10 protein-coding genes are annotated in these 15,448 nt (G+C 61.9%); 8 read left to right on the top strand and 2 right to left on the bottom strand.

Annotated elements, in window-relative coordinates:
• Window positions 1-141: 141 nt before the first annotated feature.
• The 7 genes from BMX94_RS09035 to BMX94_RS09065 all read left to right on the top strand — a co-directional run bounded on the left by BMX94_RS09035 (window position 142) and on the right by BMX94_RS09065 (window position 12,819).
• The gene (locus BMX94_RS09035; protein ID WP_072355652.1) at window positions 142-351 is read left to right on the top strand and encodes a hypothetical protein; all 210 of its coding nucleotides are present in this window, start codon (window positions 142-144) and stop codon (window positions 349-351) included.
• Window positions 348-3,587 carry a helicase-related protein gene (locus BMX94_RS09040; RefSeq protein WP_091005770.1) on the top strand — a complete coding sequence of 1,080 codons (3,240 nt, stop codon included), beginning with the start codon at window positions 348-350 and terminating at the stop codon, window positions 3,585-3,587. Before BMX94_RS09035 ends, BMX94_RS09040 begins: the two co-directional genes overlap by 4 nt.
• A complete protein-coding gene (locus tag BMX94_RS09045; RefSeq protein WP_091005772.1) occupies window positions 3,581-4,201 on the top strand; it encodes a DUF4391 domain-containing protein in 621 nt (206 codons plus the stop codon). Before BMX94_RS09040 ends, BMX94_RS09045 begins: the two co-directional genes overlap by 7 nt.
• Entirely contained in the window at window positions 4,202-6,247 is a 2,046-nt protein-coding gene (locus tag BMX94_RS09050; RefSeq protein WP_091005774.1) for a site-specific DNA-methyltransferase, read from the top strand.
• Between the two features lie 73 nt (window positions 6,248-6,320).
• The gene (locus BMX94_RS09055) at window positions 6,321-7,850 is read left to right on the top strand and encodes an RNA-binding domain-containing protein (protein WP_091005775.1); all 1,530 of its coding nucleotides are present in this window, start codon (window positions 6,321-6,323) and stop codon (window positions 7,848-7,850) included.
• Entirely contained in the window at window positions 7,847-11,038 is a 3,192-nt protein-coding gene (locus BMX94_RS09060; protein ID WP_091005777.1) for a restriction endonuclease, read from the top strand. Before BMX94_RS09055 ends, BMX94_RS09060 begins: the two co-directional genes overlap by 4 nt.
• A 2-nt stretch (window positions 11,039-11,040) precedes the next feature.
• Window positions 11,041-12,819, top strand: a complete 1,779-nt coding sequence (locus BMX94_RS09065; protein ID WP_091005779.1) for a GmrSD restriction endonuclease domain-containing protein — start codon at window positions 11,041-11,043, stop codon at window positions 12,817-12,819.
• Window positions 12,820-12,954: 135 nt separating this feature from the next.
• On the opposite strand, the gene BMX94_RS09070 is transcribed toward BMX94_RS09065, so the two are convergent.
• Window positions 12,955-13,839, bottom strand: coding sequence for an SDR family oxidoreductase (locus BMX94_RS09070; RefSeq protein WP_177171401.1), 885 nt, complete (start codon window positions 13,837-13,839; stop codon window positions 12,955-12,957).
• 108 nt (window positions 13,840-13,947) lie between these two features.
• Between BMX94_RS09070 and BMX94_RS09075 the strand changes: the two genes are divergently transcribed.
• Window positions 13,948-14,469, top strand: coding sequence for a TetR/AcrR family transcriptional regulator (locus BMX94_RS09075; RefSeq protein WP_177171402.1), 522 nt, complete (start codon window positions 13,948-13,950; stop codon window positions 14,467-14,469).
• Window positions 14,470-14,838: 369 nt separating this feature from the next.
• Here the strand turns inward: BMX94_RS09075 and BMX94_RS09085 are convergent, their stop codons facing one another.
• Entirely contained in the window at window positions 14,839-15,114 is a 276-nt protein-coding gene (locus tag BMX94_RS09085; protein ID WP_091005784.1) for a hypothetical protein, read from the bottom strand.
• Window positions 15,115-15,448: the final 334 nt, after the last annotated feature.

Raw genomic sequence — 15,448 nt, forward strand, 5'->3', positions numbered from 1 at the left:
CGCATCCCTGGCCATCTTGTCCGAGCCCTTCGCCCCGACCATCCTGGCCACCGTAGGTGTACGGGATGGGCTAGAAGCCTGCAAGCCCTCTGCTAGAATGGACTGCACTTGTACTGCATGCGGCATTCGAGGAGAGCCCCTATGAAGTACTCAGAGCTCGTCGACTCCGGCGCCACCCCCACCGAGATTCAGGCGTTCCTCGTGGGCTCGGAGAACGTCCCGGTCACCATGCGGATCCCGCGGAACCTGCGCGACGCGGCGAAGGAGGCGGCGGAGCTGAAGGGCATGAGCCTTACAACGTACGTGAAGGTGTGCCTCATAGAGAGGCTCTCGGAGGGAAGCAAAGAATGACGCATCCCCCCTTCTTCGACAACAAGGCGAGCATCGTGAAGGACGACCTGGTCTCGACCATCAGGTCCGGAGACCGCGTGTCGGTCGCAGCCGAGGTCTTCTCGATGTACGCCTACCAGGAGCTCAGGGAGCAGCTCGACGGCCTCGACGAGTTCCGCTTCATCTTCACGTCGCAGGCGTTCACCAAGAGCCGGCCCCCCAAGCAGGAGCGGGAGTTTTACATCCCCCGTCTCGCCCGGGAGAAGGGGCTCTGCGGGACGCAGCTGGAAATCCGCCTCCGCAACGAGCTGACGCAGAAGTCGGTCGCCTCCGAGTGCGCCCGCTGGATCCGCCGGAAGGCCAAGTTCCGCTCCTTCGGCGTGGACAGGGGGATGGACAACACCTTCCTCGTGGTGGACGGCCCGGAGGGGACCGCCGCCTACACGCCGTTCTCCGGGCTGACCACGGCGGAGCTGGGCGTGGACAACTCCTCGGGCAGGCAGGCGCTCGTAATGAGGCCGGGCGCGTCCACGTCGAGGGCCCTCCTCGACATCTTCGATGAGGCCTGGGACTCCGGCCGGCTCGACGACGTGACGGATGCGGTGGTTGACTCCATCACGGCCATGTACAAGGAGAACCCTCCCGAGCTCGTCTACTACATGGCCCTCTACCGCATCTTCAGCGAGTTCCTCGACGACGTGTCCGAGGACGTGCTCCCAAAGGAGGGAACCGGCTTCCGCGAGAGCGCCATCTGGGGCAAGCTATACGATTTCCAGAAAGACGCCGCCATCGCGATCATCAACAAGCTGGAGACCTTCAACGGCTGCATCCTCGCTGACTCCGTCGGCCTGGGAAAGACGTTCACCGCGCTCGCGGTCATAAAGTACTACGAGTCCCGCAACAGGAACGTGCTCGTGCTGTGCCCCAAGAAGCTCCGGGACAACTGGACAACATACAACCGCAACGTCGTGAACAATCCCATCGCCTCGGACAGGCTCCGCTACGACGTGCTCTACCACACGGACCTCTCGCGCGAGCGCGGCATGTCCGAGACCATGGGGGTCGACCTTTCCCGCGTCAACTGGGGCAACTACGACCTCGTCGTAATAGACGAGAGCCACAACTTCAGGAACGGCGGAGACTCGGCCACCGACGACAGGCTCAACCGATACCAGACTCTCATGGAGAAGGTGGTCAAGCAGGGCGTGAGGACCAAGGTGCTCATGCTCTCCGCCACCCCGGTCAACAACCGCTTCCGCGACCTCAGGAACCAGCTCGCGCTTGCCTACCAGGGAGACCCAGAGGCGTGGTCGGCACGCCTCGGGCTCTCGTGCGACGTGGAGACGGTCTTCAGGAATGCGCAGAGTGCCTACACCGCGTGGTCCAAGCTGCCCGTCGGCCAGAGGACCACCGCCAGGCTCCAGGACATGCTCGACTTCGACTTCTTCGAGGTGCTGGACCAGGTTACGATCGCCCGCAGCAGGCGGCACATACAGCAGTACTACGACACGGCGGCGCTCGGGCCGTTCCCGAAGCGCCTCCCGCCCATCCCGCGCGACCCCAGCCTCTCGACGCTGCCTGGCGCCATCAACTACCGCGAGATCTACGCGGAGCTGGACTCCCTCACGCTCTCGGTCTACATGCCAAGCGCCTTCCTGCAGCCGAGCAAGGTGGGGAAGTACGAGGACCCCGAGAGCGGCAACCTCTCCGCCGCGGGCCGCGAGGCGGGCATCAGGCGCCTCATGACGACGAACCTCCTCAAGCGGCTCGAGAGCTCCGTGAGCTCCTTCCGGCTCACGCTTGAGCGCGTGCTCTCCTACATGGAGCAGACGCTCAGGACCATCGAGCACTACAAGCAGTGCAGAGAGGGGAACGCCTCGGTCTCGGACGTCGGGGCGGTCGTCGGGCTCGACCTCGACCCCGACGACGCGGAGGTGGTGGATGCCGGTGGCGGCACGGGGATCCTCCTCGAGGACATGGACTGGATGCGCTGGGAGGGGGAGATAGAGCGCGACGCGGACACGGTGCGCCTTCTGCTCTCCATGATCGACGACATCGATCCCGCCCACGACGCGAAGCTCCTGCAGCTCTGCGAGGACATACGGGCGAAGGCCGAGCATCCCATCAACCCCGGCAACAGGAAGGTGATCGTCTTCACCGCGTTCTCGGACACGGCGCGCTACCTCTACGAGTACGTCTCCGAGTTCGCGAAGAATGAGCTCGGCCTGAATACCGCCGTCGTCACGGGCCAGGGCTGCAGGACCAACTGCCCCGGCGTCCCCGCGCGGATGGCCGAGGTGCTCGAGTGCTTCAGCCCCGCCTCCAAGGAGCGCGCCGTGCTCTCGCCTGCGCTCGAGGGCCACGACATAGACGTCCTCATAGCCACGGACTGCATCTCCGAGGGCCAGAACCTGCAGGACTGCGACTACCTCGTGAACTACGACATACACTGGAACCCCGTGCGCATCGTGCAGCGCTTCGGGCGAATCGACCGCATCGGCTCCAGGAACGCCTGCATCCAGCTCGTCAACTACTGGCCCAACGTCGAGCTGGACGAGTACATCAACCTCAAGGAACGGGTCGAGGCGCGGATGAGGGCCACCGTGCTCGCGTCAACGGGGGACGACGACTACGTGAACCCGGACGAGAGGGGCGACCTCGAGTACCGCAGGCAGCAGCTCGAGCAGATGCGCCACGAGGTCGTCGACCTCGAGGACGTCTCCGGCGGGGTCTCGATCACGGACCTGGGGCTCAACGAGTTCCGCATGGACCTGCTTGCCTACTACAAGGAGAATCCCGAGATAGACCGGCTCCCCTCCGGGATCGAGGCGGTCTGCGAGGGCGACACGCCCGACATCGTCTTCGTCCTTCGCAACGTGAACGAGGCGGTGAACCCCGACGGCAGGAACCGCATCCACCCCTTCTATGTGGTGCAGGTCGCCTCGGACGGGACGGTGGTCCACTCACACCTGGAGCCCAAGGCGGTCCTTGACGAGATGAGGCTACTCTGCAAGGGGAGAGGCAAGCCGGACCCGCGGCTCTACAAGCCCTTCAACAGAGAGACCAAGAACGGCCGCGACATGCGCTGGGCAATGGGACTCCTTAATGCCGCCGTGAGCTCCATCATGGGCGCCAAGGAGGAGTCGGACGTGGACAGCTTCTTCGGCGGCGGCACGACCGGCTTCCTGGAGAACGACGTGGCGGGCCTCGACGACTTCGAGCTCGTGTGCTTCCTGGTGGTGAGGCCAAGATGCTAGGACTGCCGAGCACGACGGAGGTCGACAGGGTCCTGCCGAAGAGGGCGTTCTACGAGCACCTCCAGCTTGACCCCGCGACCAGGCGATCGTTCGTGGACGACATCGAGTCCCTCACCGTGAGGAACTCGATTAAGCCCTCGACGACCGGCATCCCCGCGGGGGATGCCGTCCAGGAGGTGCTCGTCCTCGAGGTGGCGCTCAAGGGGGCGACGGTGCCGAAGGCTGCCCTTGCGGCAATCGCCCGCTCGAACCCGCACAGGCTGCTGTTCGCATGCACCTGGGACGGAAAGGCTTGCCTCGCGGTGCTGCTCGGGAACCTCGTCGTGGGACAGTGGCAGGACGCCGGCAAGCTCGCACTCGGGCTCGACCCCATCGGCATGGACCAGACCTGGGACCGCATGGCATCGCAGGTGGCCTACGGCGATGAGGGACGTGCGGGCGAGACCGTGGAGGAGCGCCATGCTACGGACGAGAAGATCGAGCGTCTCAAGGAGCAGCTTGCCAAGGTAGAGACAAGGCACAGGAAAGAGAAGCAGTTCGCGCGCAGGAACCGGCTCTTTGACGAGGTAAAGGCGCTGCAGGAAGAGATCAGGCAGCTCGAGGAAGGCAGATAGATGGTTGAGAGGATCAAGCCCGGCACTCCGGACGGCACCGAGGAGAACGTCGAGCGCATAGCGGAGTTCTTCCCCGAGGTGGTGACCGAGGTCGAGGGTGCAGACGGCAACCTCGAGCACGTCGTGGACTTCGATGCGCTGCGCGACCTCCTGGGCGACGTGGCCGAGGGGCAGCGCGAGCGCTACCAGTTCACCTGGCCAGGCAAGGCAGCCGCGAAGGCGGAAGCCAGAAAGCCCATCTGGAAGACCATGCGGCCAGAGCCCGTGAAGTCCGTGGACTGGGACACGACGAAGAACCTCTACATCGAGGGCGACAACCTGGACGCGCTCAAGCTCCTCAAGGAGACCTACGCCGGCCAGGTGAAGCTCATCTACATCGACCCACCCTACAACACGGGACACGACTTCGTCTACGACGACGACTACAGGCAGACCCACGAGGAGTATGACGCGGGGAGCGCCGACTTCGACGAGGAGGGCGGCAGGCTCGTGGCCAACCTCGAGTCAAACGGCCGCTTCCACTCCGACTGGTGCTCGATGATCTACCCCAGGCTCGTGCTGGCGCGCGACCTGCTCTCCGCCAACGGCGCCATCTTCATCAGCATCGACGACAACGAGAGCGCCAACCTCCGCAAGATTTGCGACGAGGTGTTCGGTGCGGGATGCTTCGTTGGAGACGTCATCTGGCAGAAGACGTATTCGCCGAGGAACGACTCGAAAGGAATCCCAACTGTAGCCGAGCACATCCTTGTCTATTCTAAGCTTGCAAACTGGATTCCGCAACGTTTGCCCAGGACAGAGGCTATGAATGCAGGCTATGGGTCGCCCGATGGCGACAGCATGCTGTGGGCATCGGACAACCCGGCCGCTGCTGGAGGGGCAAGCCATCAAGGGATGGTTTATGGCATTCAGCACCCGTTTACTGGGCATGTATTTTACCCGCCAATGGGAACCCATTGGCGGGTCGGACAACCCGGCCTCTTGTCCATCCTCAACGAATGGGCCCCATACGAGCTTCGTGATATCGATGACGCAGAGAAACGCGCCGCAGTCTGTGGCATTGGAACCACTGAGGTCAGACCTGGTGTGAAAGCGGTGATGTTGTCGGCCCCACTTGAGAAAGCGCGGACCCTTGCAAAGGAAAGATATGACAAAGGGTCATGGCCGCTTCTGTATTTTACAGGAGGGGGAACAGGTGGAATGCGTCGCAAGCGCTATCTCGACGAATCCCGGGGCCGTGTCGCGGACAATCTGTGGCTTCACGAGGAAGTTGGCCATACCGACGAGGCGAAGAAACATCTCAAGCAGCTTTTCGATGGCTCTGCACCCTTCGATACCCCAAAACCGGTTCGTCTCCTCGATCGCATCCTGACCATTGCAAGCGATGAGGATTCTCTTGTCCTCGACTTCTTCTCCGGGTCCGCCACCACCGCGGAGGCCGTCATGCGCAAGAACGCCAAGGATGGCGGTACACGCCGCTTCGTCCTCGTCCAGCTTCCCGAGGAGGTCTCTGGGGGCTGGGGGAACCTCTGCAACGTGGGCGAGGAGCGCATCCGCCGGGCCGGCAAGAAGATTGCCGCCGAGGTCGAGGAGGCAAACCGCCAGCTCAAGCTCGGGGAGGAGCCCAAGCCCGTCCCAGACATCGGCTTCCGCGTGCTGCGCATAGACTCCTCCAACATGGAGGACACCTACCGCACACCCGGCGAGACGGACCAGATGGACCTGCTCTCGCTTGCGGACAACGTGAAGCTCGATAGGACCCCGGAGGACCTGCTCTTCGAGGTGCTGCCTAAGTTCCGCATCCCGTACTCGGCGAGGATTGAGAAGAGGGAGCTCGGCGGCAGGGAGTGCTTCCTCGTCGACGGCAACCGCCTCGTCGCCTGCTTCGACACGGAGGTAGGGACGGAGACCATCGAGGAAATGGCAAAGCTGGAGCCCGACTACGCAGTGATGCGCGACGCCTCGATGAGGGACGACGCGACGCAGGCGAACTTCGAGGAGCTGTTCAAGACCTACAGCCCTGACACCGTGCGGCGGGTCATATAGCGTCGGCGTGTGCTTGCGTTGCCGCCTGTTGCGGTTGGCGTCTTCTCTGTCGGATTGTATATGAGGTGGGGTAATGGCAAGTCTGGATGAACTGCTGTCGGGCGAGTCCCAGACGGTCGAGTACAAGGTCAGGCGATCCTCCAATGCGAAGGGCTATCTCAAGAGCGTGGTCGCCTTTGCCAACGCGCGTGGCGGCACGCTGGTCTTTGGGGTGGACGACAAGACACGTGAGGTCGTGGGCATACCCGCGGACGAGGTGTTCACTGAAATGGACGCTATCGCGAACGCTATCATGGACTCCATCGAGCCACAGATGCTGCCCGAGATTACCCTCCGGACCGTCGACGGAAAAAGTCTCATCCTCGTTGATGTGCCTGCCGGAAGGCAGTGCCCGTACTTCATCAAGACAGATGGAATTGAGAACGGGACGTACGTGCGCGTTGGCGCCACCTCTCGGCATGCCGATCTTGACTGGGTACGCGAGCTTACGCAGGAGTGCGCCCCGGAAGGATTTGACCGCCTGGTGCGCAGAGGCTTCGCAATCACGGATGAGAGGATCGAGACGCTCTGCGAGCGCATGTACGAAGTCGCCCGCTCGCACGCCGACACCAATCGGAGCGGAACCCTCCGCAAGCCTACGGTGAGCCAGCTTCTTACCTGGGGCATCCTGAAGGAGCGCGACGGGGAGGTCTTGCCCACCAATGCCTTCCTTATCCTCGAGGGTGACCGGGAACTTGTGGCACCCCTGCAGTGCGCCCTGTTCAAAGGCAGCTCCCGTGCGACGTTTCTCGATCGGAGGGACATTGCAGGCGACGTGATGTCGCAGGTGGAGGGCGCCTACCAGTTTGTGCTGGAGAAGATGAACATGGGAGCGGACCTTGGCAGCGTGGTTCGAAGGGACGTCTTCGAGCTGCCGGAGTGGTCCGTCCGTGAGGCCATCACCAACGCGGTGGTGCACCGCTCGTACGTGGAGCGCTCGTCGGTGCAGGTCGCCCTCTACGATGATCGCCTCGAGGTGAGCTCTCCGGGAGGCATCGTGAGGGGCTTCTCGCTCGACAGGGCTCTGTCAGGCCAGTCGCGACCCCGCAACGAGGCGCTGGCGCAGGCATTCCTCTACATGGGGCTCATCGAGGGCTGGGGGAGCGGCATTCCCAGGATTATGCACGAGTTCGAGGAGAGGGGGCTGCGTGCTCCCGAGTTCCAGGACATCGACGGCATGCTACGTGTGAATATGTGGCGGCCGACGGCTGAGCAGTTCGCCGCCTTCCTCCATGGATGGGCCGTCACGGATTCGAGCGGTCTGGCGCCGGACAATTATTCGGACAATAAAGACAATAAATCGGACAATAAAGACATTAAAGACAATAAATCGGACAATAAGTTGGACGGCAGGCAGGATGTCACCTCGGAGGAGGAAGCCCTACTTGCGCTGATCAGGGAGGACCCTTCCATCACTCAGGCGAGGATGGCGGAGCTGCTCGGACTGTCGAGAAGCACCGTTGCACTCATGCTCGCACGCCTCCAGCAGGCGGGCTTGGTGAGGCGCGAGGGATCGCGAAAGGCCGGCACCTGGGTGGTCGTCGTAGATGGTGGTGGACGATGAGGCTCAAGTTCAAGGTGCAGCAGTACCAGACGGACGCGACGGATGCCGTGTGCGACGTCTTCGAGGGGCAGCCCAACCAGGGCGCGGCGGCGTACCTGCGAGATATCGGTACGCTTCCCGTTCGCGGGGGCATGGGAGCACTGTTCAATGCCGGCGACCTACAGCAGGGCATGGAGGAAGGCTATGCCAACGCGCCCGTGAGGCTCACGGAATCCGAGCTCCTCTCCAACATTCGCCGCGTGGAGCGTCGCAACCAGCTTGACGAGTCCGAGACCACCTGCCGCGACATGGCGGGAATCGCCTGCCACCTAGACGTGGAGATGGAGACGGGCACCGGCAAGACCTACGTCTACACCAAGACGATGCTGGAGCTCAACCGGCGCTACGGTTGGTGCAAGTTCATTGTGGTCGTGCCCTCCGTCGCCATTCGCGAGGGTGTGAAGAAGTCGCTCGAGTCCACCGAGCAGCACTTCTTCGAGCAGTATGGCAAGCGTGTCAACGCCTTCATCTATGACTCTGACCGGCTGAACGAGCTGGACTCCTTCGCGCAGTCCTCGGACGTCTCCTGCATGATCATCAACATGCAGGCCTTCAACACCTCCATGAAGGAGGGCTCGAACAACAAGGCGTCCCGCATCATCTTCGACGAGCGCGACGACTTCGGGAGCAGGCGCCCCATCGACGTGATAGCCGCAATGCGCCCCATCGTGATCCTGGACGAGCCGCAGAAGATGGGAAAGAGGGGATCTGCCACCCAGAAGGGCATCGCGCTCTTCAAGCCCCTCTTCGTGCTGGGCTACTCCGCCACGCACCGGGAGAGGCACGACCTCGTCTACTCCCTCGACGCGCTCGACGCCTACAACCAGCGTCTCGTGAAGCGCATCGAGGTCAAGGGCTTCAAGCTCAAGAACATGCGCGGCACCGACGCTTACCTCTTCCTCCGGCAGATCCTGGTTACCAAGAACAGGCCGCCCGTGGCGGTTATAGAGTACAAGAGGATGTCGGCTTCAGGCAGGGTAGGCAAGGCCACGGGCCGCTTCGAGGAGGGAGACAGCATCTACGACGTCTCTGGCTCGACGAGGCTCGAGGCATATCGTGGCTACCAGATCGCCGGCGGCAACGACGGCGTCGTCCCCGGCGTGGACGGCCGCCCCGGACACGTCCGCTTCCTCAACGGCGTTGAGATCGAGGAGGGCACCGTCTACAACGACTCCGCCCTCGAGGACATGCAGCGCGTGCAGATACGCGAGACCATCCGGAGCCACCTCGAGAAGGAGCAGGCGCTCTTCCGCCGCGGCATCAAGTGCCTCTCGCTCTTCTTCATCGACGAGGTCGCGAAGTACCGCGACGTGACCGGCAACGGCGCGGCCGTCGGCTACGGGAAGGTCTTCGAGGAGGAGTACGCCGCCGCCGTTGCGGACAGGCTCGCGCACCCCACGACGGACGACCTCGCGGACCGGAGCTACCTGGAGTACCTGAGGCGCGACACGGCGCACCAGGTCCACGACGGGTACTTCTCCATCGACAAGAAGGGCCACGCGGTCGAGTCCAAGCGCGAGAAGAAGGCCGAGGCGGCGGAGGGCATCGGCATCAACGACGACGACGCCCGGCGCGGCTACGACCTCATCCTCAAGGACAAGGAGCGGCTGCTCTCGCTCGACGAGCCCGTGCGGTTCGTCTTCAGCCACTCGGCCCTGCGCGAGGGCTGGGACAACCCCAACATCTTCCAGATCTGCACGCTCAAGGAGTCGGGGTCGGAGACCTCCAAGCGCCAGGAGGTCGGCCGCGGAATGCGCCTCTGCGTTGACCAGGACGGCGTGCGCCAGGACGCCCAGCTCCTCGGGCCCGACGAGGTCCAGCGCGTGAACGTGCTCACGGTCATCGCGTCGGAGAGCTACGAGACCTTCGTGCGGGACCTGCAGAGCGACATCAGGGGAACGCTGCGCGAGAGGCCGCAGAAGGTCGAGGTCGACTTCTTCACCGGAAGGACGCTCGAGGTCGAAGGCGAGGAGGTGAGCTTCTCCGCGGCGGAATCCAAGGCCATCTACAAGTACCTCATCAAGAACGACTTCCTCGACGACGCCGACCGCCCCTCCGACGACTTCCGGGCCATGGTGGGGGAGGGGAAGTTCCAGGCCAATGCCATGCACGAGCTGCCCGAGGGCCTCGACGACGAGGCGCACGCCAAGGCAATCGAGGCGCTCCTCCGCGGGGTCTACGACCCGCACGCGCTCGATGGCATGGTGCAGCGCGCCCAGGAGAAGGTCACCGAGAACGCGATCGTTCAGGAGAACTTCGGACGGACCGAGTTCAAGGAACTGTGGGACCGCATCAGCCGGAAGCACAGCTACACCGTCTCCTTCGACGACGCGGAGCTCGAGCGCAAGGCCGTGGCGAGGATTGACAGGGACCTCGCGGTGAGCCGGCTACAGTACACCATGACCGCTGGCTCCCAGCGGGACGAGGGGAGACGCGAGGAGCTCGCGAGCGGGAGGTCCTTCGTCGCTCAGAGGAGCGAGACCCACGATGTGGACGAGGCAACCGCTCCGGTTGCGGTCACCTACGACCTGGTGGGCGAGGTCGCCGCAGCGGCCCAGGTCACCCGGGCGAGCGCCGCGAGGATTCTCTCCGCCATATCGCCCCAGGTCTTCTCGCTCTACCGGGTGAATCCCGAGGAGTTCATCAAGCGTGCCGGAGGGCTCATCCTCTCCGAGAAGGCCGCGATGGTCGTGGAGCACGTGGAGTACCACGAGACGGACCGCATCTACGACACAGCCATCTTCACCTCGCGCATGCCGGACGACGCGAGCAAGGCCTACGAGGCGAGCAAGAACGTCCAGCGCTTCGTGTTCCCGGACAGCCAGGGCGAGCGCAGGTTCGCCGAGGACCTGGACGCAGCCAGCGAGGTCGTGGTCTACGCCAAGCTCCCAAGGGCGTTCCAGATACCCACCCCGGTAGGCAACTACGCGCCGGACTGGGCGATAGCCTTCAGGAAGGGCAGCGTGCGCCACGTGTTCTTTGTGGCTGAGACCAAGGGCACCATGGACACGATGGAGATTTCCGGTGTCGAGAAGGCCAAGATCGCTTGTGCGGAGAGGCTCTTCGACGAGGCGAGCACATCCGACGTGCGCTACCATCAGGTGGCTGACTACGACGACCTACTCCAGTGGGTCGGGAGGCTGGAGTAGCCATGGGAAAAGAACTGTTCGATAACATCCCCAGCAAGGTCGAGGACCTCCTCCACGACGTGAAGCTGGGAAAGATCGGCCTGCCCGACCTACAGAGGCCGTTCGTCTGGCCCGACAGCAAGGTCAGAGACCTCCTCGACTCAATGCTCAAGGGCTACCCCGTCGGCTACATCATGCTCTGGTCGTCGCCGGAAGAGTACGAGAACGTCAAGCATATTGGCGACAACGAGAAGACTTACAAGGAGCCGGACGACCTTGTCATCGACGGCCAGCAAAGGCTTACGGCGCTGCTGGCGGCGTTGTACGGGACGCGGGTAAGGGACAAGAACTACAGGGACAGGACAATCAAAATTTCGTTCAACCCGCTCACGAGGGAGTTCGCGGTCTGGACGCAGGCATACGAGAGGAACACGGAGTGGATTAGCTCCGTGAGCTCGGTGTTCGAAGCCGACCGGAACCACTCCGTGTCCAAGTTCCGCAAGTCCTTCATCAGGCAGGCCAACGAGGGCCGGAGGAGGAACGACCGGCCCGAACTGACCGACGAGGAGGAGGATCTGGTAGAGGAGAACCTCAACGACCTTCTCAACCTCGGCATATACACCCTGCCGACACTCAAGATCAACTCGAAGGCAGACGAGGAGGACGTGGCGGAGATCTTCGTGCGCGTGAACTCGGGCGGGACCAAACTCACGGAGAAGAACTTCATCGAGACCTTGCTCGCGGTGTTCGACAACGAGGTTCACTCGCTCATAGACAGTTTCTGCGCGGAGTCACGCGTCCCCAAGAACGGGACCGCATACAACCAGATCATAGAGGTCGACCCGTCGCATCTCATCCGGGTTGCGGTCGGAGTCGGATTCAGGCGCGCCCGGCTAAAGTACGCCTACATGCTTCTCCGGGGGAAGGATCTCAAGACCGGCATCACCTCGAGCAAGACGCGCGAGGAGAACCTCGAGAAGTTCAAGAGGTCGCTTGACCTCGCGCTCAACCTCAACAACTGGCATGCGTTCCTCAACCTGTTCGGCAAGGCGGGATACCTCAAGGGGAGCATCGTTGCCTCCACCAACGCGGTGGTCTTCAGCTACGTCCTCTATCTCATCGGCAAGTACGACTACAAGGTGCCGCCGTTCGAGCTCAACAAGGTCATAACCAAGTGGATCTTCATGTCCACCATCACCGGCTTCTACACCGGGTCGACCGAGTCCGAGGTCGAGAAGCAGTTCGCCGACCTGAGAGGCGTCACGACGGCGGACGGCTTCGTGGCATATCTCGAGTCTGCCATCGAGACCAGGTTCACCGACGACTTCTTCACCTACAGCCTTCCGAGCAGCCTCGAGGGTTCGTCTGCCAGCTCGCCGTCGTGGTTCGGCTACGTCGCCTCGCTCATCGTCCTTGGCACGCCCATGCTGTTCAGCACGTCGCCGCTCGCCCAGTACTTCGCCATAGGGGCGAGCGGGAAGAAGGGCGCCATAGACAAGCACCACATCTTCCCGAAGAGCTACCTGACGAAGATCGGCTACGACAACGACCGCGACCGGAACCAGATCGCCAACTTCACGTACCTCGACTACAATACGAACATCGAAATCGGCGACCAGGCCCCTTCCGAATACGTCGCTGCCTTCAGGGAGAGGCTCGGCGAGGAGGGGTATGCCAGGACCTGCGATGACAACGCGCTTCCCCTCGGCTTCGAGAGCCTTGAGTACCCCGTTTTCCTCGCCAAGAGGAGGGTGCTCATGGCGGGCATCGTCAAGAAGGCGTACAAGAGGCTCTGCGAGTGAGGGCATCTGCCTGCGGGAGTACGGAGATTCCTGTGTTTAAGCAAGCCTGTTTTCGACAGCAAACAAGACGCTATCAAACACAGTTCCCGTGGCCCTTTCCCAGTGCCCCTGCACATGTGCCACGTGGATGCGTCGTTATGCTTTCCGGCTCATGGCTCTTTTTGCGGCTGCAAGCACCAGCGGGTTTGTTACCGGAATGTCCTCGATATCCTTTTTGAGCTTCAGCGCCTTCATCTGCGTGTCCGCATAATCGACATTCAGCTCAAGGCCAGACACGAAGCTGGCCCCGGCAGAGTTCACGAATACGATAGGCCATGCCATCTCGAGTGATGTGGCCAGACGACCCGCGGCTCCGGCCTCCTTGAGCAGTGCTTGCTCGCCGCCTGCCATCTTTTGGAACTCGCTCTTCATACCGGTATCGGTACTTCCAGGCAGCACCGTGTTCACGCGGATGCCCTTCTTGCCAAGCTCAGTTGAGAGGCGCGCTGCATAGTAGCTGATGCATCTCTTTGCAAAGATGTAGGCGAAGGTCGAAGGAGAAGACTTCTCAAGGTGCGCGATGGCCTCCTGGACCGCATCCCAGGACGAGGAGGATATAACCTTCTCCTCCTCTTTCCGGTACTTCATCCAGTTGAGTCCGGCGGTGGACGATACGTACATGATTGCTCCGCCAGCGCTCATGCGTGTCTTCAAGTACTGCTCGGTAATGTACCAGTTTGCCGTGTAATCGCAGTTGAACGTGGTGGCGTAGTCGGTTTTCAGACCGCTGAGCCCGGCTATTCCGAAGTAGCAGTCGATGTGGTCAGGGATCTTGAGGAATGCCTGGTCAATTGCTGCCTGGTCGGACAGGTTGACCATTATGTACTCCTTGATCCCCTCGACAGGGCACTCGCGCATGTCAAGCGAGTAAACCTCTGCGCCAAGCTCTGCCAGGATCTTAGTGGTCGCAAGTCCCATGCCGCTTGATGCGCCGGTAACAACGCACTTCTTCCCCTCGTATCCCAAGAGTTCGTCAATCATCGCCGTCTCCTCCTTCGATATAGTGTGCTGTGGCTGAGTGTACTGGCACGGCTGTTGGACAAAGCATGCGGAGACGTGGGCCTGAGACAGGTGGGGAGGATGTGTCTCATGTATTCGAGCGAGATGTCTATCATGCATGCCCTGTTCACCATCATGGACAAGAAGGCTCTGCCAGACGTCACCATGCGCGAGATTGCGCAGGAAGCAGGCGTCTCGCGCGCAACGCTGTACCGGCACTTCTCCTCGCCCGAAGACATCGTTCGGCGTTGGCTCCGAGAACTATGCCGAAAGGTGGTAACCGACCAGGATTCATGGGAACCCAACGGCCGCGAGGCAATTCTGCATGCCTTTACTGTGCTGTATGGGGAGAGAGACACCCTCAGGTGTCTGGCTCGGCAGGGGCTGGACCATGAGGTGGCCCGTGCCATGTACGACGCGACCCTGTACCAGATCCGACGGCTCGACGTTCTGCATAGCAATTATCAAATCTATTACTTTGCGGGCGCCTCGATGGGGTTGCTTTCGTGCTGGACTAGGGGAGGCATGAAGGAAAGCCCTGAGGAAATTACTGACATCTTCATCGAGCTTCTCCATGGCTACATGGATGTGCACAGCTCCCAGGACCAATAGCTCTCAGAAGGGAGGTCATTGCTGTTCGGAACATCCGCAGAGACTCAGATGCCATCTGCTTGACCGTCATGCTCGAATTGTCACGCACGAGCGAGAGCAGTCGCTCACGCGTTGCCGCAGCCGCATTCGTTATACCGACATTTATACCGTCATTTATACCGACATCGTAGCCAGACTCACCGATAGCGGGTTGGACAAGTCGATGTCTTCGTAGACCTTGATGGCGTTCTGCGCCTCGAGCAAGTCCTTGGGTGGCGTAATCGCCAGAGGACGGTTTTCTCGCCGTCCTCTGGCCACGTTTGACGCGTCCTCGCAGTCGCGCAGTCTCGTTATCCCCCCGCACGGCGTGCGGCTCGACTGCCACGCGCTCTACAGGCTGTGCTTCTTGAGCTTCTGGTCGAAGATCGCATTCACGATGTCGCTGAGCTGTGAGCGCGCCTCGTCAGGAAGCGGACCTTCCTGCGCTGCCACGGCATAGAGCTCGGGGTACTCGTGCTCGATCTTCTCGAAGGTCTTGCTCAATGCATGCTTGCGCACGAAGAACGGTATGCGCTTCACCTTGGCGTCATCCACCAGCTCCAGGATCTTCCTGTTGGCGGCCTCGCTGCTCGAAGAGCCAATCGGCCCCGTCTCCTTCTCGGCCATGCGTCTTCCTCTCCTCGGTAGATACATTGTGCACAATGTATCTTAGGTATCCTGAATGCTGCCTGCCGCGGCGACATGCGATATGCACAGCATGTCCACGGAGTCGGGAAGGCTTGGCAGAAGGACTCTCAGAGCTATGCCCTAAGGCGTCTTTTGAGCACAGGCATCACGAGCAGGTGCCCCGATCAGGCACCAGCCACATTAGAAGCGCTGGTCTCGTAGTTTTGCGATCACGATGCCGGCCAGAGCGAACGCAGAGACGCCGACATGTCCCAAGGTGGACCGTAGGGATTCCCCGCTTGCGGGGTTCCCATTCGCGCGACTTAGCTGAACG

The organism is Olsenella sp. KH3B4 (assembly GCA_900111695.1).
Classification (GTDB): domain Bacteria; phylum Actinomycetota; class Coriobacteriia; order Coriobacteriales; family Atopobiaceae; genus Tractidigestivibacter.

Coding starts and splice junctions, on each gene's coding strand:
- BMX94_RS09035 (WP_072355652.1), top strand. CDS start 142: ATGAAGTACTCAGAGCTCGTCGACTCCGGCGCCACCCCCACCGAGATT.
- BMX94_RS09040 (WP_091005770.1), top strand. CDS start 348: ATGACGCATCCCCCCTTCTTCGACAACAAGGCGAGCATCGTGAAGGAC.
- BMX94_RS09045 (WP_091005772.1), top strand. CDS start 3,581: ATGCTAGGACTGCCGAGCACGACGGAGGTCGACAGGGTCCTGCCGAAG.
- BMX94_RS09050 (WP_091005774.1), top strand. CDS start 4,202: ATGGTTGAGAGGATCAAGCCCGGCACTCCGGACGGCACCGAGGAGAAC.
- BMX94_RS09055 (WP_091005775.1), top strand. CDS start 6,321: ATGGCAAGTCTGGATGAACTGCTGTCGGGCGAGTCCCAGACGGTCGAG.
- BMX94_RS09060 (WP_091005777.1), top strand. CDS start 7,847: ATGAGGCTCAAGTTCAAGGTGCAGCAGTACCAGACGGACGCGACGGAT.
- BMX94_RS09065 (WP_091005779.1), top strand. CDS start 11,041: ATGGGAAAAGAACTGTTCGATAACATCCCCAGCAAGGTCGAGGACCTC.
- BMX94_RS09070 (WP_177171401.1), bottom strand. CDS start 13,839: ATGATTGACGAACTCTTGGGATACGAGGGGAAGAAGTGCGTTGTTACC.
- BMX94_RS09075 (WP_177171402.1), top strand. CDS start 13,948: ATGTATTCGAGCGAGATGTCTATCATGCATGCCCTGTTCACCATCATG.
- BMX94_RS09085 (WP_091005784.1), bottom strand. CDS start 15,114: ATGGCCGAGAAGGAGACGGGGCCGATTGGCTCTTCGAGCAGCGAGGCC.